The organism is Moorena sp. SIOASIH, assembly GCF_010671925.1.
In the GTDB taxonomy this organism is placed as follows: domain Bacteria; phylum Cyanobacteriota; class Cyanobacteriia; order Cyanobacteriales; family Coleofasciculaceae; genus Moorena.
The window spans coordinates 361,072-383,528 of sequence record NZ_JAAHIH010000004.1 but is presented as its reverse complement, the minus strand read 5'-3'; the positions used below and the strand labels follow the sequence as shown (position 1 = coordinate 383,528).

Genomic DNA, 22,457 nt, shown 5'->3' with positions numbered 1-22,457 from the left:
TTTCGGTTTGGAGTTCCGGTACAGTAGTATGCCTGCAACTATTGCCCTGATTGCCCACGACAACAAGAAAAATGATATAGTGGCATTTGTCAAGGGCCACCAAATCGTTTTCTCTCGCTACACCTTAATTGCTACAGGGAACACAGGGAAACAGATTCAAAACTCCACTGGCTTACCGGTTGATTGCTTACTCCCTGGTCCTATCGGTGGAGATGCCCAGTTGTTTGCAGCGGTGGCGGAGGGAAAGGTCTGTGCTGTGTTTTTCTTCATCGATGCACTCTATGCTAAATCCCATGAACCTGATATTCAGCCTCTGTTACGGATTTGTGATGCCCATGATGTAGCGATCGCCACCAACTTAGCTACTGCAGAACTGGTCATCAGTGCCCTAGCGCGAACCCAAGTGGCTCACCTTATTTTTAATCCAGTGGCCGGTCAAGGAGACTCCGATCATGAATTGACCATTATTGAAAACATGCTGGGTGGCCATTTCAATCTCGAGATCCATCAAACTACTCTAGAAATTACGGCGGAAGAATTGACCAAACGGGCGATCGCAGCCCACGCCGATCTGATCATTGCCTCTGGCGGTGACGGCACCGTATCCGCCGTTGCCAGTCAGGTGATTGATACCAATATTCCCCTCGGCATTATTCCCAGAGGAACTGCTAACGCCTTTTGTCAGGCGTTGGGCATTGGTGGCACAGTAATGCCCATTCGCGCCGCCTGTCGCATCATTTCCGAAGGCTATACCAAAGTGATTGATGCGGCTCGCTGTAACGACACCCCCATGATTTTATTAACCGGAATTGGTTTTGAAGCAGAAATGGTGGATAAAGCCAGCCGAGAATTCAAGGATCAGTGGGGGGTACTGGCCTATCTGGTAGCGGGATGGCAACAACTGGATGAACAAGAGCTATTTGATGCGGCTGTAGAAATTGAAGACCAGATCTATCGAGTTGAGGTAGGGGCTATCACTGTGGCTAACGCGGCTCCCCCTACCTCAGTTTTAGCCCAAGGAATGGGTGAAGTTATTTACGACGACGGGTTACTGGATGTCACCATGGCCAAAGTAGACACAAAACTTCAGGCGGTCACATCAATGGTCAATGCCTTCGGTGCCGCCTTGGTTCGCCTGAACCCCAACCAAGAAAATATTCATCATGTCCGAACCCACAGTATCAAAATCGCCACAGATCCCCCTCAGAAGGTGGTTGTGGATGGAGAAGTCATTGGAACAACTCCGATCAAAGTTGAATGTATTCCCAACGGATTGACTGTATTTGTCCCCAACCCCAATTAATCTGTTTCAAGTCCAACCAATCTCAGCGGCTCAATCCCTTCTTTTCGAGAGTATGTTAAGACCTATAAATATAAATACTGGTGAAGGGGTTCGAGATCGAGTAAACTACAGAGATGATCATACTCAAGAAAATCTATGACCGCAGACCCCTTAGAATTAGAAGGAACCTGGGAAGAGATTATTGACCAAGGGGAAAAACTAGCTGGAAAACGAGTTCGGGTTATTGTTCTGTCTGATCAACCACACACTGAGTCTCCCGACAAGCCCACCTCTTTTCCTCCTAGGTCTACTGCCCAGTCTCTATTGAAATACGCAGGAACCTGGGAGGGTGATGACTTAGAAGAATGTCTTCGCCTGGTTTATGAAAACCGCTCTGAAGTGGCGTTTGAATAATGTATTTGCTGGATACTAACCATTGTAGTTTGCTAATTGCAGGCAATCCAGCCGTACTTCAGCGGATGTGGGAGAAAGGTAATGTACCAGTTTATACCTGTACTATTGTTCGGGGGGAACTCATATTCATGGTTCAAAATTCCCAACAAAAGGCTACAAATATAGCACGAGTACAAGCCTTTCTTCAAGGTATTTATATCTATCCAGTAGATAATGAAACAGCTGATATCTATGGTCAATTTAAAGCCGAGATATTGCCGTATTTTGGACCGAAAGACCGAAAGAAGCGACGAAAAACCAAAATTCAAGAAATAGGGATTAGTGATAACGATTTATGGATTGCTGCGATTGCATTGCGCCATGGATTGACCATCGTTTCAGCGGATAGCGATTTTCAGCGGATGCAGCAGGTCAGAGCATTACTTGTGGAATCCTGGTTGTAATTTTAAACTGCGTTCGCGTAGCGTGACCAAAGGTCAATCGCGTAGCGTGGCAGTAGGTCAATCGCGCAACCTAAGTGTTTGATTGATATCGTTGATCATACTGATCAGGTACATGAAATTTTTTCTTATCCCTACTCCCTACTCCCTACTCCCTACTCCCTACTCCCTACTCCCTACTCCCTACTCCCTACTCCCTAAAACTCCAGAATCATAGATTAAGCTAGTAGCAAAGTTAGCTACAAAACTAGAATCTATGTTCAAAAAACTATTAGCTCAGGTTGGCATTGGAGCAGCAAAGGTAGATACACGTTTGTACTTTGATTCCCTAGCTCCTGGGGAAATGGTAGAAGGGGAAGTTTATATTACTGGGGGAGATGTTTCCCAGAAAATTGATGATATTTATATTTACCTGGCTACCCAATACCTGCGGGAAGAAGAAGATACCTCGGTCACAGAAGAGTGCATATTAATGCAATATCGCCTCTCGGAACGCTTCAACTTGCAGGCAAAAGAGGAAATAGTTATTCCATTTTCGTTTCCCCTGCCAGAGGAAACACCACTGACATTAACCAGCCAACCAGTATATTTACGTACCGGCTTAGATATTCCCATTGCTGTTGACCCGAAAGACACCGATTACATTGAAGTACATCCACACCCCTTAATGCAAGCAGTGTTTGAGGCATTGGAAAACCTAGGGTTTCAACTTCATGAAATCGATTGTCAGTACAATACTCATTTTGGGGGTAGATATCCATTCGTCCAAGAGTTCGAGTTTCGACCTATGGGTAAGTATCAGGGTAGCTTGGATGAATTGGAAATCATTTTTTCTCTCTACTCAGAAGACTTAGAAGTTTTCCTAGAAATAGACAAACGAGCCCGTGGATTTGCTGGTTTCCTAGAAGAAGCTTTTGACCTAGATGAACGTTATGTCCAATTTCAGGTAACACTAGATGACCTCAATCTTCCTACGGGTGAATTGGAGGGAATGATTGAGGAGATTATTGAGAGTCAAATTAACTAGAGATTCAGTAGGGAACAGGGAATAGGGAACAGGGAATAGGGAACAGGGAACAGGGAACAGGGAACAGGGAATAGAGAAAAAATCCTGTGTACCTCATTAGTCTAGAAACCTCTATCCATAGGCAACAGAGAACGGGTAACAATGAAAATAGGAGTAAGTTGAGAGATTTTTAAATGTCAGCAATACATGATTTTAAAGACTTAAAAATTTGGCAAAAAGGTATGGATATAGCAGAAAAGTGTGATTTTTTGACTAAACTCTTTCCTAAAGACGAGTTATATGGTATGGTGCAACAAATAAGAAGAGCTGCAGCATCTATTCCAGCTAATATAGCAGAGGGGTACGGAAGACGATCAACACCTGAATATATCAGATTTTTGAACATTGCCCAAGGGTCAATTAACGAATTACAAACACATATTCTTTTATCTCAAAGAGTAGGATTATCTAATCAAAAAGAGCTAGAATTGATTAGTTCTTTGCTTCGAGAAGAGAGTCGAATGATTATTGCTCTTATTAAAAAGCTAGAAACCTGATTTCTGTTCCCTGTTCCCTGTTCCCTGTTCCCTGTTCCCTATTTCAAGCTAAGTTAATCCCTCAAAATCTGATCAATCATCCGGTTAGCTTGGGATTCATAACCACTACCAAACAGATTAAAGTGATTGAGGATGTGGTAAAGGTTATAGAGGTTTTTCCGCCGTTTGTAACCTTGCTCTAAGGGCCACACCTCGTTATAGCCTCGATAAAATGCTGCTGGGAAACCACCAAACAATTCGGTCATGGCAATATCAACTTCGCGATCGCCTACATAAGTAGCTGGGTCAAAAATTACTGGTTCTCCCGCCATCGTAATAGCTGCATTACCACCCCATAAATCACCATGTACTAACGATGGTTGAGGCTGATGATCCAGTAATTTAGGAACTTCTGCCAGTAATTGGTCTTGTTTGGGGAAATGACCACTGCGACGCCGTGCTAGCTGAAACTGATAACCGAGGCGATACTCCACAAAAAACTCTACCCAATCCGACATCCATTGATTAACTTGTGGTGTCGAACCAATCGTATTATTTTGATTCCAACCAAACTTACCCATCTCGGTTGAACCTTGGGGAGTAGCAGCCTGATGCATGGCTGCTAACTGATGTCCCATTTTTACCCAAGACTCGGTACTGTTACCGCCACCAAGGTCTAGCCACTCCAAGACAATATAAGAACAATCCACGGCAGTACCATAGCAAATTGGTTTGGGGATTCGGATAGTCTGAGTTGCCACCATCTGCTTGAGACCCAGGGCTTCGGCCTCAAACATATAGACTTGAGAAGCAGCATTGAGTTTAACAAAATACTTATTAGTCTTACCGACCAGAGCATAACCCTGATTAATACAGCCACCACTAACAGATTGGCGCTGGTTAATCTCAAAGGTTTCACCGGTGACTTGGCTGATCTGGTCAGCAATTTCTTTCCACATAGAGGGAGTAGGGAGTAGGGAGTAGGGAGTAGGGAGTAGGGAGTAGGGAGTAGGGAACAGGGAGTAGGAGGAATAAAATTGACTATACCTTATAAGTAGGATAGTAGGATAAATGCTATAGATAATTTTGAATTCAGCAACAATTCAGCAAAAAAGGAATGTGTTGACCGTTGATAGTTGACTGTAAAATCAACTCAGCACCAACGGGTGCATCTCAATGCATGCTATTTGACGCGGTGGTGCGTTACGGGACGGACTGTCCCAACACTTGCTATGGCTTGCGTCTTGGCGAGCCCGTCCCTAACGCACCCACTTTTTTACTGGCTTGATGCTATAGCAATCCGTTTAGGAATTGTGGTAATTTTTGATGCCATATTCCCGATTCCCGATTCCCGTTCCCCTCCTGGGAGGGGTTAGGGGTGGGTTCCGATTCCCGTTCCCCTCCTGGGAGGGGTTAGGGGTGGGTTCCGACTCCCGATTCCCGATTCCCGATTCCCTACTCCCTACTCCCTACTCCCTACTCCCTGTTCCCAGATCCGCTGTTCCCTTTGCGATCACAATACCATACCCATGGGGAGACAGATACTGCTGTGCAGCCTTTTGGATATCAACAGCACTAACTGATTTAATATGACTAGGGTAATTCAGTGCTGGTTCTAAATCCCCTAGTTGGGAGTAATAGTAACCATATAAACTGGTGCGAGCGCTTGGTTTTTCATTATTAAAGATAAACTGATTGGCCACTTTGGTACGAATCCGAGCAATCTCTGAGTCTGATACCAATTCTGTCTGACAGCGATGGATGTGTTTTGCGATCGCATTCTCCACCTCTGCCAAATTCTCAGCTGGCAGTTTAGCAGAAATATAAAACACCCCTTGCAGCCGCTGAGTGATATTACTAACCCCAATTTGAGTAACCAGTTGCCGTTCTTCTCGCAAATCCCTAAACAGCCTGGACATACGACCTCGTCCTAAAATTCCTGCCAGCACATCCAAAGCATAGGTTTCCTTCAACTCAGGTATACCAGGCACCCGCCACACCATCACCAGCCGCGCTTGTTGTAAAGACTCATCCACATACTCCCGACGGACAATCTTCTCGAAAGCTGGTTCAGGGGGAAGATTTGTTCTATTTTCTCTCGGCCTTGGCTGTGCTTGACTAAATCCATTGCTGACAATTTCAATTAATTCCGTCACTGGCAAATTCCCCACCACTGCGGCAGTCATAGACCCTGGTTGATACCACCTACCATGAAAGTCACGCATCTGTTGAGGCTGGAGTTGTTCAATCACCGAGGCAGGTCCAAGCACAGGACGTCGATAGGGTAACTGGTCAAAGGTAGTTTCCATTGCCCATCTATGGGTGCGGCGGCGGGGATTATCCTGGGAACGGCGAATTTCTTCCAAAACTACCATGCGCTCCTTTTCAAAGCTATGGTCAGGAATACTAGGATTGAGTACCACCTCTAGCTGTAATGGTGCCAGCTGGGCAAAATCTTTAGGAGCTGTAGTGATGTAATAGTGAGTGTAATCCTGACTTGTAGCCGCATTGGTTACCGCACCCCGTTGCTCAATCAGCCGCTCAAACTCACCACTTTGCAATTTTGGTGTGCCCTTAAACACCATATGCTCCAGAAAATGAGCCATACCATTAATCTGATCCGATTCCACTGCGGAACCGACATTAATCCAAACATTCAGATTAACAGCTTCAACAGGCATCTGCTCCGCCACAATGGTTAACCCATTCGGTAGCCTTTCAACAGTCGGAGCATTGAGGGAGGGAGTATTGAGCAAACTGGAAGTCATTAAATTAATCACTAATTGACCACTATTTATTAATAGTAATCTTTCGGTTTGATATCGCGTTTTTGATATAGCAAAGGGAATAGGGAACAGGGAATAGGGAACAGGGAACAGGGAACAGGGAACAGGGAACAGGGAACAGGGAACAGGGAACAGGGAACAGGGAACAGGGAACAGGGAACAGGGAACAGGGAACAGGGAACAGGGAACAGGGAACAGGGAACAGGGAACAGGGAACAGGGAACAGGGAACAGGGAACAGTAGACAAGAATTCACTCCCTATCTCCCTATCTCCCCATCTCCCCATCTCCCCATCTCCCCATCTCCCCATCTCCCCACCTCCCCATCTCCCCATCTCCCCATCTCCCCATCTCCCCATCTCCCCATCTCCCCACTCCCAAACACCATGACTCAAGGTAGAATTATGATAAGAAACATTAAGAAATGCAAATAAAGCAGCATGGTAAGCACTCAGGGCGGTAAAGGTAAGATACAATACTCCAAGAAAAAATTCCCGCAGAAAAAAGTCCAGAAAAAAGTAGTAGTAATCGGTGCAGGAATTGGTGGACTAACCGCTGGAGCACTCCTCGCTCGCCGAGGCTACCATGTTGTAATACTAGACCAAGCCCTAGTACCAGGAGGATGCGCCTCTACCTTCAAACGTCGGGGTTTTACCTTCGATGTGGGCGCGACCCAGGTAGCTGGCTTGGAACCTGGTGGCATTCACAAACGCATCTTTGATGAACTGGAAGTAGACCTGCCAGCCGCTACCCCCTGTGACCCTGCTTGTGCCGTATTTCTTCCTGGTGAAACTGAACCGATTAATATCTGGCGGAACCCGGAGCAATGGAAAAGAGAACGAGAACACCAGTTTCCCGGTAGTGAACCCTTCTGGCAACTGATGGCAACCTTATTCAATGCCAGTTGGAAGTTCCAATCCCGTGACCCAGTGCTACCACCTCGTAATTTATGGGACTTGTGGCAACTAACCTCAGCAGTGCGTCCGGATACCTTAATTACCCTACCCTTTACCTTCATGACCGTAGCGGATGGGTTGCGAGGATATGGCTTATATGGCAATAAGCGTCTGAAAACCTTTCTGGATTTGCAGCTGAAGCTTTATTCCCAAGTCGATGTTGATCAGACAGCACTGTTGTATGCAGCAACAGCCTTAGGAGTTTCCCAGGAACCCCAAGGGTTATTTCATCTCCAAGGTAGTATGCAAGTGTTAAGCGATCGCTTAGTAGAAGCCCTGGAAAAATGGGGGGGTAAGCTACTAATGCGCCACACCGTTGAACAGATCGAAACATCAGCTGCTAAAGCGACTGGTGTCAGGATTCGCAATCAGAAAACTGGGGAAGTGTGGACAGAACCAGCGGATGAGGTAGTTGCCAACGTTACCGTGCAAAACCTAGTCAAATTATTAGATAATAATCTACATACATTCCCTGGAACCTCGATGTCAGGCTACTCGATGGCAGGCTATAAGTATCGAGTCGATAAGTTAAATTCACCATCCGGTGCGTTTGTCATCTATCTTGGGGTAGATAAACGTGCAATTCCTGATGGTTGCCCTCCCCATCTTCAGTTTCTCTATGACTACGATGGACCAATTGGCGAGAATAATTCCTTGTTTATTTCGGTTAGTAAGCCAGGAGATGGACGAGCACCAGAGGGAAAAGCTACCATTACTGCCTCATCCTTTACCGATGCTGCCATGTGGTGGCGGGGATCCAAGCAAGACTATGACCGCTTAAAGGAAGAGTATACAGAAAATGCGATCGCACGTCTTAGTCAATACTTTGATTTAACACCAGAGACCATCATTCACCAAGAAGCAGCAACCCCTCGCACCTTTGCCCGTTATACTGCCAGAGAACAAGGCATTGTGGGAGGGATAGGGCAACGGATACCCACCTTTGGGCCCTTTGGCTTTGCCACTCGCACACCCTGCAAAAGTTTGTGGTTAGTAGGAGACTCGACTCATCCAGGGGAAGGAACAGCTGGGGTAAGTTATTCTGCCCTTACCGCTGTACGGCAGATTGAGACATCATTTTGCTTGTAGGGGCGCAAGGGAAGTTCCCCTAGCTTGGGTAAAGGGGTAAAGGTCTCAAATGTCAAGATCCATGGGATCTGTTTTTTGCCAGACCAGCTGTGAAAGGCTAGTGACATACTCCCACACGCTCATCAAAGATTACAGTGTGGGCTTCTTACCAACTCCACCTAACGGGAACGGATATTCGGTAAGCTTTATTAACGACACGGTCAGAAGTTACCGCAAGAATAGGGCAGCCTTTATGGTTAGTCGGTTATGGGTAAAGGGTTAAAACTTTATGATTAAGGCTGCCCTATTCTAAGGTTTCCTCTCCGGGATGCCCCGACCCGCCGGAACAATAAATAAGTTCTATTTTTAGTAAGTAGGTGGCGGTTAGCTCTTAATTTGTCTTCCCTACTTCTTTTATTATAGGCGATCTTCAATCGTAATTGTTCCCTATTACATAAATATCTTGTGCAAAATTCATCCCACACTCATGCTGCGCATGTTCGTTGTGGGGCTTCTTTTGCTAGAAGCTAACACCAACCCCAAAGAGTTAGGATTAATGACCCGACAGCCTCATGATCAATTTGCCAAACAGTATCTAACGGAGTTGTTAACACCTCACGGTCAGGTAGAAGTCAGCCGAGAACTAACCAGTGAAGTTCGTCAAGTCGATATTTGGTTTCTACCAACAGCTTCTGAATCCACAGCACCGCAGGACATCGGATTGCTCGGTCAGATGGCATCAACTGCTTGTTTGTTGGAACCGTTCCGCAATGCCACAGGAATTATGGCAGTGCGTAATTGCCTGCTGAAGTTGTTTGCCCTCTACAGTGACCTGCACCGCAAGGCACGACGAGAGCAAAACCCTGTCAGTGAAACCGACTTGCCCTGTTTATGGATTTTGTCTCCTTCCTGTTCAGCCCAGCTGTTGAACGGCTTTGGTGCAAAACTTAGTGATTCCGGTGATTGGGTTGCAGGAGTTTACTTTTTGCCTGAGTGGTTCAACACAGCCCTGGTAGCCATTAACCAGCTACCTGTTACCGAAGAAACCCTCTGGTTAAGAATTTTGGGACGGGATAAGACTCAAAGCCAAGCCATTAATGAGTTGCTAGCACTACCGGTCGGACACCCCTTACGGGGCAACATATTAGAGATTCTAGCCAACTGGCGCATCAAAATAGAGGGAAGTGAAGATTTAACTGAAGACGAGAGGGAGTTAATTATGAATTTATCACCAGCTTATTTGCGTTGGCGGGAAGAAACCTTAGAGCAAGGAAGAGAACAAGGAAATTTAGACGGACAGCGCCTGATGGTGGAAAATCTACTAGCAGGGCGGTTTGGCACTCTTGATCTCGAATTATCCCGGACAATTGAGCCTTTGATGCAGTTGCCGATCACAGACCGTACTCAGGTGCTGCTTAACCTGTCCAACTTGTCCCGTCAGGAATTGTTGGAAAGGTTTGGAGACAGTCGATCGGATTGATACTGTTACCGTTCAATGGTATTGCGGTGGTATGGCGGTGGTATTTCGGTATCACTAGGTCAAGACTGACGCAAAACTGGTCACCAAACCCGCTTATCTGATAGGGGCGCACGCCGTGCGCTCCTACTTGCGGTTTTTATTTACGACTGCAGCTACCAGAACACTAGCTCAAAGCTAAAGGCTGTTATAGCGTTTCCAAATGAGATGTAAACCTGTATGGTCTTTTTTTCTTGGACGATAAAACTCTGTATCTCTTTACCCTCTTGCCTTTTGCTAGCATGCCTATTGCCTTTTTCAGCAAGAATTGTGTTTACAACCCAGATAAAAACCCCCTTAGCACCTCAAGTAGCACCTCAAGTAGCGCATAGGCTGTTAGCTTCACTGACCTGATACTGACCTTATATGGCAGCAAAAGTTTTTCTGAAAAACTGTCCGGAATTTACTAGCAAGGGAGAGAACATTTAATTGAAGGCAAGGAAAAATTAACGTGATTACAACATAAAGTTAATTAGAGTTAATTATGAATTTATTGTCAGCTGATTTCGGTGGCTCTGAACCAATGTTAAAACAGGTTGCTCCAAATGTGTGGGGGATTGTCTATCGGATTAAAATGCGATCGCTCTTTAACTCCACCTCCAACCTGGGAAATTTACTTTTATCCCATAAAAGAGTTTTACTATTTACATCATCAAGGGGATAATTTACATAGTTTGATATCTTTTTTTATTAATTCAATAAAGAATTAAAGTTTTATTAAAATCTCCGACAATTAGTTTAACTATGGGATGAATTACGCTACAGTTAAATTAAATCAAAAAACTTAAATTTTAAATAGTATTACTCCCGAACAATTCTGACTTATTCATAACAGTATAAATGCTGTAACTTAATCTTATAAATACCAATATTCACAAACTATTCACACAATATTTATACATTTAAATTGTGAATATGGGCTGATAGGAATAGGTCAAAATGGGGAGATGGTAGACCTGCTTTTGCACAAGTGGATCGGACTGAAATTTAAATGCATATTGGCTTACAGCAATTATAAATAGGTTGCGAACTCTAGCGGGAGCAGGATGACCGCACTAGCAATGATTTTGGGGTTATGAATTTTCACAACTCGTTTCTAAACGCGCTTATCGCTCAATACTAGAGCAAGCAATACTAGAGCAACTAGCTCACTACTAACTCCTCAAACTGATCAATTTATGTATCTACTATACCATGACTTTACTAATTTTAACAAGCGATGCAGTGCGGTCTTGGGGGGAACCCCCACTCGCTATTGCATCAAGACACGGTCAGGGCTAATCAACGATAGGAATTTGGGTAATTACTCTCAATCCATTAATTATAAGCCCAGATAATTCCCTCAATAATCTTATATAACAGCAATAATTAATTGGAGAATAAAAAATCATGAGTTTGGATTGTACTATCTCAAAGTCTTCAATTGTAGTAGCAACTCAAGAGCAACTATCTTCTGATCTCGGAGGAGAGGCAATCATCCTCGACATGAAGTCCGGAGTTTACTATGGCTTGAATACAGTAGGTGCTAGCATCTGGAATCTGATCCAGGAACCTAAAACTTTAGAGGAAATTCAGAATGCACTGCTAACAGAATATGAAGTTGAGCCGGAAAAATGCGATCGCGATCTGTTGGCATTACTCCAAGAATTCGCAGCAGTTGGGCTAATTGAGGTAAAAGATGAAGCGGTTGCGTAAGTTTTTGCGCCTTACTAGTAGAGAACGTCAACTTGTAATTAACACGTTCATTTTACTAGGATTAATCAGACTAGCGCTATGGTTACTACCATTTCAGACATTGCGGCGACTGTTAGCAAAAATCAGTCAGCCATCGCCTAAAGCTCAAGGCGTAAACCAAACTAACCTAAGCAAAATTGTCGGAGCTGTTAATCTTAGCAGTCGCTACATGCCAGGTGGTGTGAAGTGTTTAGCTAGAGCATTAACCACACAAGTACTGATGAGTCGCTGTGGTTACTCCCCTCAACTCAGAATTGGTGTTGCCAAAGGGGAGGGAGGAAAATTAGAAGCTCATGCATGGGTGGAAAACCAAGGACAGGTTGTGATCGGCTATCTCAGAGACCTTTCACGGTTTACCCCACTACCATCGTTTAAAGGAGGCAAACTATGAGTGGCATTGTCGGGATTTACTACCTCGACCACGAACCAATAGACCGGGAAAATATTGGGCAAATGTTAGATATCCTTGCCCACCGGGGACCAGACGGAGCAGATATCTGGTGCCAGGGGTCTGTTGGTCTCGGTCATCGGATGCTTTGGACTACCCCTGAATCGCTGCTGGAAAAGTTACCTCTAGTTAATCACTCCAGAAATCTAGTTATTACTGCTGATGCTCGGATTGATAATCGAGATGAACTGATTGTTGCTCTAGAGTTAAACCACCATCCAGCCGAAAAAATTACCGATAGCCAACTGATATTAGCAGCTTATGAAAAATGGGGAGAGCAGTGTCCAGAAAAACTATTAGGTGACTTTGCCTTCGCTATCTGGGATAAGCACAAGCAGATCCTCTTCTGTGCTAGAGACCATGTTGGGGTTAAGCCTTTCTATTACTATCACCAATCCGGTCAAGGGTTTATTTTTGCCTCCGAAATCAAAGCACTTTTCTGTTTACCCTTCGTGCCAAAGCGTCTTAACGAAGTCAGGATGGCTGACTATGTCGCCCTGATGATGGAAGACAAAGTTATCACCACCTATGACAACATTCTGCGGCTTCCTCCTGCTCACACCATGGTCGTTAGTCAGTCAGGCATAGAGCTAAACTGTTACTGGTCTCTAGACCCCAATCGTGAGCTGATCTTAGACTCTGACGAAGCCTATGCTAAAGCATTTCGTGACATCTTTACCGAAGCAGTTCGTTGTCGTCTTCGTAGTGCTTTTGCCATTGGTTCTCACTTGAGCGGTGGATTAGATTCTTCCTCAATCACTTGTGTAGCCAGGAAACTACTAGCTGAAGCAGGAGAAGCTCAACTCCACAGCTTCTCCAACATTTTTGACAAAGTCACTGAATGTGATGAACGTCCCTTCATCAATGCCGTTTTAGAACAGGGTGGACTGATTCCCCACTATGTCCATGCTGATCAGTTTGGTCCGCTGTCAGACATTGACGACATTTGGCAGTATGAAGACGAAGCCTTACTTGGTCCAAGTCATCATTATCCTTGGCGACTGAGTCAAGCTGCTCAGCAAGCAGGGATGCGAATTGTTTTAGATGGTCTCGATGGCGATAATGTCGTGTTTCATGGTGTGTCTAGATTGACAGAATTAGCCCATCAAGGACAGTGGGAAACCTTTGTCCAGGAGGCTGAAGCATTTTCCCAACATTTTGGTAACTCACCCCAAAGGCTGATTAAACACTACAGTATCCTACACCTAAAAACACTGGCAAAGCAGTTACGGTGGATTGCCTTTGGTAAAGCTGTACATCAGATTCACAAGCGTTTTGGCATCTCCCGTAAGCACCTGTTGGTCAATCATGGACTCAAGGCGTTAGTTCCAGAAGCAATCAAGCAACTTTGGCGAAAGTGGCGCAGACAAGACAAGTCAGCTACTCCTGTTGCACCTTTGGTTAACCGCAACTTTGCTGAACGCATTGGTATTGATCAGCGTATCCAAGCATTGGATAAGTCAGATCAACCATCACTCACAGTCAGAGAAGACCACTGGCGTAATCTAAGCCAAGGTATATTTCCCCTGATTCTAGAGCAGCTCGACCGCTACAATGCTGCATTTTCCCTCGAAGCTCGTCATCCCTTTATGGATAAGCGGGTACTTGAATTCTGTCTAGCACTACCTTCCGAGCAGAAACTCTACCAGGGATGGAGTCGGATGGTGTTGCGTCGTGGGATGGCAGATATTTTACCAAAAGCTGTCCAGTGGCGAGGAGGCAAAGCCCATATGGGTCCAAACTTTATTCACGGTCTGCTCACCCTAAATCGTCAGGTGTTCGACGACGTGATCTTGAATAAGCTTGAACTCATTGAAGGGTACGTTGACACAGACTTTCTGAGACAAGTTCATCGACGCATGACCTCAGGAGGCAGGGTGCGAGAAAAAGACTGCATGACAGTCTGGCAGGGAATCATCTTGGCCTTGTGGCTTGACCGCACCCAAGCGACACCCTAAGTCTAACTTGGCAGGGAATCTACTTGGGATTGTGGTTTGGGCACAACCTTTGAAACACCGTAAGTCCAATTCAGGCTGTAACTACCTTAAATTACTATCAGCAAAAGGAAAATAAAACCATGCTAAAAACCTACACTACACCAGAGATCATTGTTCACGGCACCATTGAGGAGCTGACCGAAATCAATGGACCTGATCACATTTCAGATGTCTTGATTGTCGGTGGTCAGGTGATAGCTGAATCAGATGACTCACAGAGCATCACCCTACCATAGTGATGTTACGGCTCAATCAGATCACTCACAGAGCATAAACTGCACTAGTGAGGATTGTGTTGAGTCTATACAACCGTAACAGGATTACTACTGGTGATAGTGAGTAATTAGTGAGTAATTAATAGTTTAAATCAGGGTGTGACTACCTGAAACCACAATAAGTACAACGAAATTAACACCATGCTAAAAAGCTACACTACACCAGAAATGATTGTTCACGGTTCTATTGAAGAGCTCACCGAAATCAGTGGACCTGATCGGATGGCAGATGTCCTGATTTTCAATGGTGATTTGAATAATCCCCAGGCTCAATCAGATGACTCAATCAGCCTAGACTGCGATAACAATGGTAATTGTAATCCGTTCGAACTACAGTAACAGGATTACTACTGATCATGAGTAATCAATAGTTTAACTCAGGGTGTCACTACCTTAAACCACAAAAAGTACAAGGAAAGTAACACCATGCAAAAGACCTACACTACACCAGAAATGATTGTTCACGGCACCATTGAGGAGCTGACTGAAGTCACTGGGCCTGATCACATTCGAGATGTGCTGATTTTCAATGGTGATGTCGCTAATCCCCAGGCTACATCAGATGACTCAAGCAGCCTAGACTGCGATAACAATGGTAATTGTGATCCGTTCCAACTACCGTAACAGGATTACTACTGATCATGAGTAATCAATAGTTTAACTCAGGGTGTCACTACCTTAAACCACAAAAAGTACAAGGAAAGTAACACCATGCAAAAGACCTACACTACTCCAGAGATGATTGTTCACGGTTCTATTGAGGAGCTCACCGAAATCAGTGGGCCTGATCGGATTGCAGATGTCCTGATTTTTAATGGTAATTTGGATCCAAATGCTCCTCCTACATCCGATGACTCAATCAGCCTAGACTGCGATAACAATGGTAATTGTGATCCCTTCAAACTCGAAGACCGTCTACCATAAAACGATTACCACTGGTGATGGTGAGTAATCAATATGAGTAGCCCCATCACCAAGGGCGACAAAGGCGTTATCTACTACTACCAAGATCATCCCTAGGCAACTCCCACCTTGATTGCCTAGCACTACTCCCCAACTCGTTAGTGCTGCAAGATTTACTCAGCAGAAGGGTCTTGGCTAGAGTTAGGGGACGCCTTTTCGGCGTTGCGTCAGTCTTTGAATGAATAGGAGTAGAGTGGGCATCCTGCCCGCACCAAAAGATCCCCGAACAGGCAAGATGCCTATTCCACAAAACTCGAACAGGCAAGATGCCTATTCCACAAAACTCGAACAGGCAAGATGCCTATTCCACCTCACTCTTAAAATCATTCCATTATTAACCAACGCCGCCTTTTCTGCTATCAAGTTCTCCGATCAAATTTAACCTGCTTCTAAGTATCAATCATGTACATCTATACGGCCTACAACCTTTGTATTCACTCAGAGATTCCCTTACCCGAGCTAATGGACTCTGATGGTTCCCCTGATGTGATTATACGTTTAGGGAAATTGAGTCATCTTCCTCCAGAAACAGCCAATTGGAGCAACCGTGTCCTTGGGGAATTGCATGGCAAAGCAAAGGTTTTGATTGAAGATGGGCGAGAGATTACTATCGAACCTGTGACAGGAGCAGACCAGTCCAAGCTAAGCCCTAACATCCTTGGAGCTTGTATGTCTGTGGTGCTGCGACAGCGGGGATTGCTAGTGCTCCATGCTAGCAGCATTGTGGTCAACAATCAAGCGATCGCATTCATGGGTGGGTCAGGTTGGGGTAAATCCACCTTAGCAGGAGCGTTTCATCGGAAGGGTTATCAGATTATAACTGATGATGTCATGCCTGTCAACCTTGATGAAGGATATCCTTTAATTATTCCTAGCTTCCCTCAGATTAAACTTTGGCCATCAGCAGCTGATTCTCTAGGACACAATTCTAAGAACTTACCTCCTCTTTACCCAAACGCACCAAAGCTTTCCTACACATTCACTCATGGGTTTCAACGCACTGCTGTACCCCTGAAGCGGCTCTATGTATTGGCCAAGGGAGACGAACATCAGATTACCAAGCTAACGCCTCAACAAGCTTTCCCTGAAGTAGTCCGTCATAGCCGTGATGTAGATGTGCTAATCGCTCCAGACTGTGTCAGTACTCATCTGCGTCAATGCGCCAGTCTAATCAAGACTGTATCTATCTGTCGCTTCACCAGAAAGCCTAATCTAATGGAACTTCCTGATCTAGTGGCCTTGGTGGAGAAAGATATCGAAGAAATAACTACTTCTGATAGTAGTAAAAACAATACCCTCAACACTAGACTTCTTGCAGAAGTCGGCAACAGGGAATAGGAAAAGATAGGGAGGTGTAGGAAGTGTGGGAGGTGTGGGGAGATGGGGAGATAGGGCATCAGATCAGCAACTGGCGTGGTTTCTTACCTTCACGACTGCAAGAAGATAATACTTTTGCAAGAGGTCTAGTAAAGCTTCACCCCTTAAACCAACTAACCTTCAACCAACTAACCTACCCTACGGGAACGCCAAAGGCGAACAATATTTTTGAATTAAGAATTAAGAATTAAGAATTAAGAATTAAGAATTTGAAATTCTACATTCTACATTCTACATTCTTAATTCTACATTCTACATTCTACATTCTTAATTCTGACAGACAACCTTCAACCAACTAACCTTCAACTTTCAAACAACTAACTTTAAACCAACTAAACTTTAACACAAAAAATGGGAGCAGGCAAAACTTTAAGAACAAAAATCCAGCAAACATTACGCCTTTTGCCTGCACTGCGTCTAGTCTGGCAAAGCAGTCCCTTTTTGACAGGAACTCGCGTAGGACTTTTGCTGGTTCAGGGGATATTACCTCTACTATCAATTTATCTTACCAAATTAATAATTGATACAGTAACTGACGGATTACTTAATGCTGATAAACAAGCGGTATTTAGTGATGTTTTACTTTTCCTTATCTTAGCCGGTACAGTTACACTTGTCACTACTCTTTTGAACTCATTAACTGAAGTAGTCAATACTGCTCATTCTCAGCGAGTGACTGACTACATGCAAGGGATTCTTCATAGTAAATCCCTTGAAGCTGACTTGGAGTACTATGAAAATGCCCTATACTACGATACGTTACAACGAGCTCAACAAGAAGCGCCCTACCGACCGCCCCGAGTCCTAAATCGTGTCACACAGATAGCTCAAAATAGTATTTCCTTGTTGGCGATGGTGAGTTTATTACTCTCCCTCCATTGGGGAATTGCTGGGATTTTATTTATTGCTGCCATGCCCGCGATGGTGGTGCGGGTAAAATACTCTCGGGTTATCTATCGTTGGCAGCGTAAAAAAACACCCATGGAACGGCAATCCATGTATTTAGGTTACATGCTAACCTCAGACCAGTTTGCTAAAGAAATTCGGTTGTTTGATTTAGGGGTTTTCTTTACTGACTGGTATCGTCGCATCCGAGAGCAACTATATAAAGAAAAAGTAGCCATTGCCACTGGACGCTCCTTTGCTAACTTCGGTGCTCAAGCCGTTGCAGGAATGTTAATCTTTTCTGTCTATGGCTTTATTGTCTATCAAACTGTTCATGGAGATTTGCGCTTAGGAGATTTAGTGCTTTATCACCAAGCGTTGCAGCGGGGACAAAATAATATTCGAGGGTTACTAACTAGTATATCTGGTCTTTATGAAGATAACTTATTCTTAGCTAACCTCTACGAATTTCTGGATCTAAAACCTAACGTTGTTGAACCAACTTATCCCAAACCAATTCCCCACTCCATGAGCCGTGGTATTGTTTTCGAACATGTTAGTTTCCAATACGGTACTACAACTCGTCAAGCACTTAAAAACATCAACCTCACAGTGCGACCAGGGGAAACTATCGCGCTAGTGGGAGAAAACGGTTCCGGTAAAACAACCTTAATTAAACTCTTGTGTCGTTTGTACGATCCAACCGCTGGCAGCATCACCATTGATGGGATTGATATCCGCAATTTTAAAATAGCTGACTTACGCCGCCAAATCAGTGTGATTTTCCAAGACTACGCTAAATATAATTTCACAGCTAAGGAAAATATCTGGTTAGCGGACATTGATTTACCACGAGATCACGAAACTATTATTGATGCTGCTCGTCGTTCTGGTGCTGATGAAGTTATTACTAGTTTGCCCCAAGGGTATAATACTATGCTGGGGAAATTGTTTGACCAAGGGGAAGAACTCAGTATTGGTCAATGGCAGAAAATAGCGTTAGCACGAGCTTTTCTACGAGACTCTCAGGTTATTGTATTAGATGAGCCTACCTCTGCTATGGATCCTAAGGCAGAATACGAGGTGTTTATGAAATTCCGCGAACTGATCGAAGATCAAGCTGCTATTCTGATCACCCATCGCTTATCTACTGTCAAAATGGCTGACCGGATCTATGTGATGGACCAAGGTTCAATTGTAGAAAGCGGTACCCATGCAGAACTGATGCAGTTAGATGGTACTTATGCCCATTTGTTTGAAACTCAGGCTAAAAATTATCGCTAACTTGAAGGTAAGCATTCAGCTATTAGCTATCAGCTATCAGCTATTAGCTATCAGCTATCAGCTATTAGCTTATGCGTCCCAGGGTCGAAGCCTGTGCCACGGTACTGTTCGCGCAGCGTGCCCGTAGCGCAATCGGTGCTTTTAGGTGCGACCCGTGGCGAATTTAATAATTAGATGCGGAAAGCGCACCTTTGAATAAAATAACCTGACCGCTGACTGCTGACCGCTGAATGCTTACCTTCCGACTTCCCTACTCCCTACTCCCTACTCCCTACTCCCTAGGACGAGGTACCTCACCCAATTGAGAACTGCTATAGCATTTCCATTTGAGATGTGAACATAAAATTAAAGCCTTTAGGTAACACGGAACTCGGTATCTGCTAACAGGGGTAAAGAATACCGAGTTTTTTTAATTATAAAAAAATAACGCTATCGGTTTACATATCATTTGTAAAATCTATAATAATCGCTAATTATTTTAGCTTATTTTTATTTTGGTAAAGAATTTAAGTTTTATTAATATTTTAGGTATTTGTGGAAAAAATAGATTAATTAGGATACAGTTTAATTGACTTGAAGGGCTAAAATTATCAAGCTAAATCCGTTGAAGACAGTCTAAATGCTACCGGGGTGAAAATCTGCCATTAGATTGATGAGCTATGGACTGTGAACCAAATTTTAGAATGGTATTTGGAACCAGTACTATATCTCAAATCACTAATGAAAACCCTCAATTCCCTTATTCAGGTAGATTTAGGGGGATTATTGAAATATAAAAGACGTAAGCATTCAGCCATCAGCGGTCAGCCGTCAGCCCTGAGCCATTACCGTAGCGTGAGCCTTGGCCCAAAGCTAATAGCTAATAGCTGATAGCTGATAGCTGATAGCTGATAGCTGATAGCTGATAGCTGATAGCTGATAGCTGATAGCTGATAGCTGATAGCTGAATCCTTACTAAAAGACTTGGTTTTACGTTTTTATTGCGTAATTAATCTTAATAAGTTAAGCAATTTATTGGGCTTTATTAACGATAATTTGCTAGGAGATTTTTAGCTTAAAAAGCTAATTACTAAACCATAATAGCTAAAACTTAGCTACATATAGTGAGGGAGCAAGCCTTGCGCCCCTACAATTAGGCTTGAGCAACGGATGCAAGGGTAAGTTCTGAACTGGAATGGCTGATCAAGGGGAGTCAAGAAACTGCTGCATCAGTTTCTTGTGATTGCATCTACAAAAATAGTTATTTGAGAAATTAATTATGAGTTTGAATGGCACAATCTCTAAGAGACTATCTAAGTGTTCAGTTGGCGATATGTCGGAAATTGACAACCAATTAGTCGATTTCCAAGTTTTGGGTGGCAAAAAGCAAAAGCTGTTTTCTTATTTTGCTTATGGTTTGGGAATCCACTCGGCACTACCAATCCCAGAGTTTATCCCAGCAGCAGTAAAGTGTGATGTGACGATTCACATTGAGAGTAATGCTTACAATACGGGATGCGATCGCAAAATCAGTGACTATATTCCAAAGGAAGTTATCCAGCAGCCGATGGCTTTCCAGTTGAGTCCAGAGGAGGCGGTGATTTATCTCAAAGATACAGGGCTGTTTCTGGTACAGGGGGGAAACATGATTATGATCATTCCCGCAGCAGAAGCCACCCTTAGCCGCATTCAAATGGCTCTAGTCGGAACTGTGATGGCGATTCTGCTCTATCAGCGGGGATTGTTGGTGCTACATGCCAGTGTAGTCAATATTAATGGTGGTGCGGTTGTTTTCTTGGGTAATTCCGGTGAAGGTAAGTCTTCAATTGCTGCTGCACTCCATACTCAGGGATACAGAATCATCACTGATGATGTTGCACCTGTGACGTTGAATCAGGGGACAGCGAAAGTTGCTCCTAGCTTTCCTCAAATTAAACTGAGTCAAGAAGTGGCTAAGGTTTTGGGATATGACCAGGATAAGCTGGGTCTGCTGGTACCGAAGTTAAATAAACCTGGCTATGAGTTAAATCAGGATTTAACCCAAGCGCTACTACCAATCCGGTGCATCTATGTCCTGGTTTCAGGTTTACAGTTGAGTATTAAGCCTCTGAAACTTCAGGAGGCGGTGATGGAACTATCCCGTCACTCCCGTCTAAACAGCTTATTTGACTCTGAGAAAGCATCCCATCTTCTTCAGTGCGCTCAGCTTGCCAATAAGTGTAGTGTCTATCGTCTCCAGCGACCTCGTAACTTGGCTTTGTTGCCAGAGTTAGGGAGGTTGGTGGCAGAACACCAATTTATACAAGGCCAAAGCTAAAAGGTAACAGGTAACATGACGAATTACCCAAAGCCCGATTATCCATTACTCAAAAAAACGTCGAGCTCCTAATCAACTGTTATCAAAAACTGTAATAAACCCCTTCAAACTAGTTGAAGGGGTTTACTTTAATCTGTCCGAGGTGATATCTATTCCTTTACCGCTAAACTAGCTTGTTTAAAACTATGGTAGTCTGGTTTTCGTGTCTGAGTGGAAGGTATCTTATCCTGCTGCCCAACGCTGGCGTAGACGTAGTTACTGTCTGTTCTAGACTAAATCTAATCACTGTAGGACTAATGAAAATCGCTACCTGGAACGTCAACTCAATTCGGAGTCGCCAAGCTCAAGTAATAGATTGGTTGCAACGTACCCAAGTAGATGTGCTTTGCCTGCAAGAAACTAAAGTAGTCGATGCTCAGTTTCCGCGATCGCTTTTTGAAGAATTGGGGTATTACCTTTATATTTCTGGGCAAAAATCCTATAACGGTGTAGCCATCTTTAGCCGAAAACCAGCCACAGAAGTAACTACTGGCTTTGCTGCGGTGTTGGATACAGCTCAGGTCGGGGACTTAGATGAACAAAAGCGAGTGATTAGTGCTACAGTAGACGGCGTCCGCATTGTTAACCTCTATGTTCCCAATGGGGCTTCCGTGAACAGTGAGAAGTATGACTACAAGCTGCGTTGGCTGAAGATACTGCGGGACTATTTACACAGTATCCTAAAAGAACAGTCCCATGAACTTTGTGTATGTGGGGACTTTAATATTGCCCCAGAAGACCGGGATATTCATGATCCTAAAGGCAAAGAAAACCACATCATGGCCTCCCCAATAGAACGTCAAGCCCTACAATCGGTCTTAGACCTAGGTTTAGCAGATGCCTTTCGCAAATTTACCAAAGAAGGGGGGAATTTTAGTTGGTGGGACTATCGCACCCGTGCCTTTCGGGGTAATCGGGGTTGGCGCATTGACCATATCTACCTAACCCCCAATCTTTACAATCAAGCGATTAGTTGTACCATTGACATAGAACCGAGAAAACTAGATAAACCTAGCGACCATGCCCCTGTAATCGTCAAGTTTTAGTCAAGTTTTAGTCAAGTTTTAAAGGCAAAAGCCATTAAGCTATCAGCTATCAGCGGTCAGCCGTCAGCTTTTGAATAAAAGTACCTCAAGTAGCACCATCTGTAGCCAGG

23 protein-coding genes are annotated in these 22,457 nt (G+C 44.1%); 20 read left to right on the top strand and 3 right to left on the bottom strand.

Features of this window, described 5'->3' with window-relative positions; translation table 11 throughout:
- Positions 1–28: 28 nt before the first annotated feature.
- The 5 genes from mgsA to F6J90_RS23015 all read left to right on the top strand — a co-directional run bounded on the left by mgsA (position 29) and on the right by F6J90_RS23015 (position 3,699).
- On the top strand, positions 29–1,303 hold the full coding sequence (mgsA, locus tag F6J90_RS23035; RefSeq protein ID WP_293098742.1) for a methylglyoxal synthase: 1,275 nt from the start codon (positions 29–31) through the stop codon (positions 1,301–1,303).
- A 135-nt stretch (positions 1,304–1,438) separates the two neighbouring features.
- Complete coding sequence (locus F6J90_RS23030) at positions 1,439–1,696, top strand: hypothetical protein (RefSeq protein ID WP_293068344.1); 258 nt, start codon at positions 1,439–1,441, stop codon at positions 1,694–1,696.
- Positions 1,696–2,139, top strand: coding sequence for a type II toxin-antitoxin system VapC family toxin (locus F6J90_RS23025; RefSeq protein ID WP_293098739.1), 444 nt, complete (start codon positions 1,696–1,698; stop codon positions 2,137–2,139). Before F6J90_RS23030 ends, F6J90_RS23025 begins: the two co-directional genes overlap by 1 nt.
- Positions 2,140–2,392: 253 nt before the next feature.
- Complete coding sequence (locus tag F6J90_RS23020) at positions 2,393–3,163, top strand: sporulation protein (protein WP_293098736.1); 771 nt, start codon at positions 2,393–2,395, stop codon at positions 3,161–3,163.
- A 173-nt stretch (positions 3,164–3,336) separates the two neighbouring features.
- Entirely contained in the window at positions 3,337–3,699 is a 363-nt protein-coding gene (locus F6J90_RS23015; protein ID WP_293098733.1) for a four helix bundle protein, read from the top strand.
- Positions 3,700–3,752: 53 nt separating this feature from the next.
- On the opposite strand, the gene F6J90_RS23010 is transcribed toward F6J90_RS23015, so the two are convergent.
- The 3 genes from F6J90_RS23010 to F6J90_RS23000 all read right to left on the bottom strand — a co-directional run bounded on the left by F6J90_RS23010 (position 3,753) and on the right by F6J90_RS23000 (position 6,750).
- Complete coding sequence (locus F6J90_RS23010) at positions 3,753–4,637, bottom strand: fructosamine kinase family protein (protein ID WP_293098730.1); 885 nt, start codon at positions 4,635–4,637, stop codon at positions 3,753–3,755.
- 510 nt (positions 4,638–5,147) lie between these two features.
- Positions 5,148–6,446 (bottom strand): pitrilysin family protein, encoded by a 1,299-nt coding sequence (locus F6J90_RS23005; protein WP_293100714.1) that lies wholly within the window; start codon positions 6,444–6,446, stop codon positions 5,148–5,150.
- A 22-nt stretch (positions 6,447–6,468) separates the two neighbouring features.
- The gene (locus F6J90_RS23000) at positions 6,469–6,750 is read right to left on the bottom strand and encodes a hypothetical protein (protein WP_293100711.1); all 282 of its coding nucleotides are present in this window, start codon (positions 6,748–6,750) and stop codon (positions 6,469–6,471) included.
- A gap of 153 nt (positions 6,751–6,903) precedes the next feature.
- Between F6J90_RS23000 and crtD the strand changes: the two genes are divergently transcribed.
- The 15 genes from crtD to xth all read left to right on the top strand — a co-directional run bounded on the left by crtD (position 6,904) and on the right by xth (position 22,347).
- Positions 6,904–8,508, top strand: a complete 1,605-nt coding sequence (crtD, locus tag F6J90_RS22995; RefSeq protein WP_293098728.1) for a C-3',4' desaturase CrtD — start codon at positions 6,904–6,906, stop codon at positions 8,506–8,508.
- A gap of 535 nt (positions 8,509–9,043) precedes the next feature.
- Entirely contained in the window at positions 9,044–9,967 is a 924-nt protein-coding gene (locus tag F6J90_RS22990) for a hypothetical protein (protein ID WP_293100708.1), read from the top strand.
- 1,425 nt (positions 9,968–11,392) lie between these two features.
- Positions 11,393–11,698, top strand: coding sequence for a PqqD family peptide modification chaperone (locus F6J90_RS22985; protein ID WP_293098725.1), 306 nt, complete (start codon positions 11,393–11,395; stop codon positions 11,696–11,698).
- Entirely contained in the window at positions 11,682–12,128 is a 447-nt protein-coding gene (locus F6J90_RS22980) for a lasso peptide biosynthesis B2 protein (protein ID WP_293098722.1), read from the top strand. Before F6J90_RS22985 ends, F6J90_RS22980 begins: the two co-directional genes overlap by 17 nt.
- Positions 12,125–14,143 carry a lasso peptide isopeptide bond-forming cyclase gene (locus F6J90_RS22975; RefSeq protein WP_293098719.1) on the top strand — a complete coding sequence of 673 codons (2,019 nt, stop codon included), beginning with the start codon at positions 12,125–12,127 and terminating at the stop codon, positions 14,141–14,143. The genes F6J90_RS22980 and F6J90_RS22975 overlap by 4 nt, the downstream gene beginning before the upstream one ends.
- Positions 14,144–14,262: 119 nt before the next feature.
- Positions 14,263–14,418 (top strand): hypothetical protein, encoded by a 156-nt coding sequence (locus tag F6J90_RS22970; RefSeq protein ID WP_293098717.1) that lies wholly within the window; start codon positions 14,263–14,265, stop codon positions 14,416–14,418.
- A gap of 180 nt (positions 14,419–14,598) precedes the next feature.
- Positions 14,599–14,796 carry a lasso peptide gene (locus F6J90_RS22965; protein ID WP_293098714.1) on the top strand — a complete coding sequence of 66 codons (198 nt, stop codon included), beginning with the start codon at positions 14,599–14,601 and terminating at the stop codon, positions 14,794–14,796.
- An 87-nt stretch (positions 14,797–14,883) separates the two neighbouring features.
- Positions 14,884–15,081 (top strand): lasso peptide, encoded by a 198-nt coding sequence (locus F6J90_RS22960; protein WP_293098711.1) that lies wholly within the window; start codon positions 14,884–14,886, stop codon positions 15,079–15,081.
- Between the two features lie 87 nt (positions 15,082–15,168).
- Entirely contained in the window at positions 15,169–15,381 is a 213-nt protein-coding gene (locus F6J90_RS22955) for a lasso peptide (protein ID WP_293098708.1), read from the top strand.
- Between the two features lie 232 nt (positions 15,382–15,613).
- On the top strand, positions 15,614–15,802 hold the full coding sequence (locus F6J90_RS22950) for a hypothetical protein (RefSeq protein ID WP_293098705.1): 189 nt from the start codon (positions 15,614–15,616) through the stop codon (positions 15,800–15,802).
- A 20-nt stretch (positions 15,803–15,822) separates the two neighbouring features.
- Entirely contained in the window at positions 15,823–16,758 is a 936-nt protein-coding gene (locus F6J90_RS22945; RefSeq protein ID WP_293098702.1) for a hypothetical protein, read from the top strand.
- A gap of 23 nt (positions 16,759–16,781) precedes the next feature.
- Complete coding sequence (locus F6J90_RS22940; RefSeq protein ID WP_293098700.1) at positions 16,782–16,988, top strand: hypothetical protein; 207 nt, start codon at positions 16,782–16,784, stop codon at positions 16,986–16,988.
- Between the two features lie 160 nt (positions 16,989–17,148).
- Positions 17,149–18,966, top strand: coding sequence for an ABC transporter ATP-binding protein (locus tag F6J90_RS22935; protein WP_293098698.1), 1,818 nt, complete (start codon positions 17,149–17,151; stop codon positions 18,964–18,966).
- A 1,312-nt stretch (positions 18,967–20,278) separates the two neighbouring features.
- A complete protein-coding gene (locus tag F6J90_RS22930) occupies positions 20,279–21,262 on the top strand; it encodes a hypothetical protein (protein ID WP_293098695.1) in 984 nt (327 codons plus the stop codon).
- A 296-nt stretch (positions 21,263–21,558) separates the two neighbouring features.
- Complete coding sequence (gene xth / locus F6J90_RS22925; protein WP_293098693.1) at positions 21,559–22,347, top strand: exodeoxyribonuclease III; 789 nt, start codon at positions 21,559–21,561, stop codon at positions 22,345–22,347.
- Positions 22,348–22,457 lie beyond the last annotated feature (110 nt).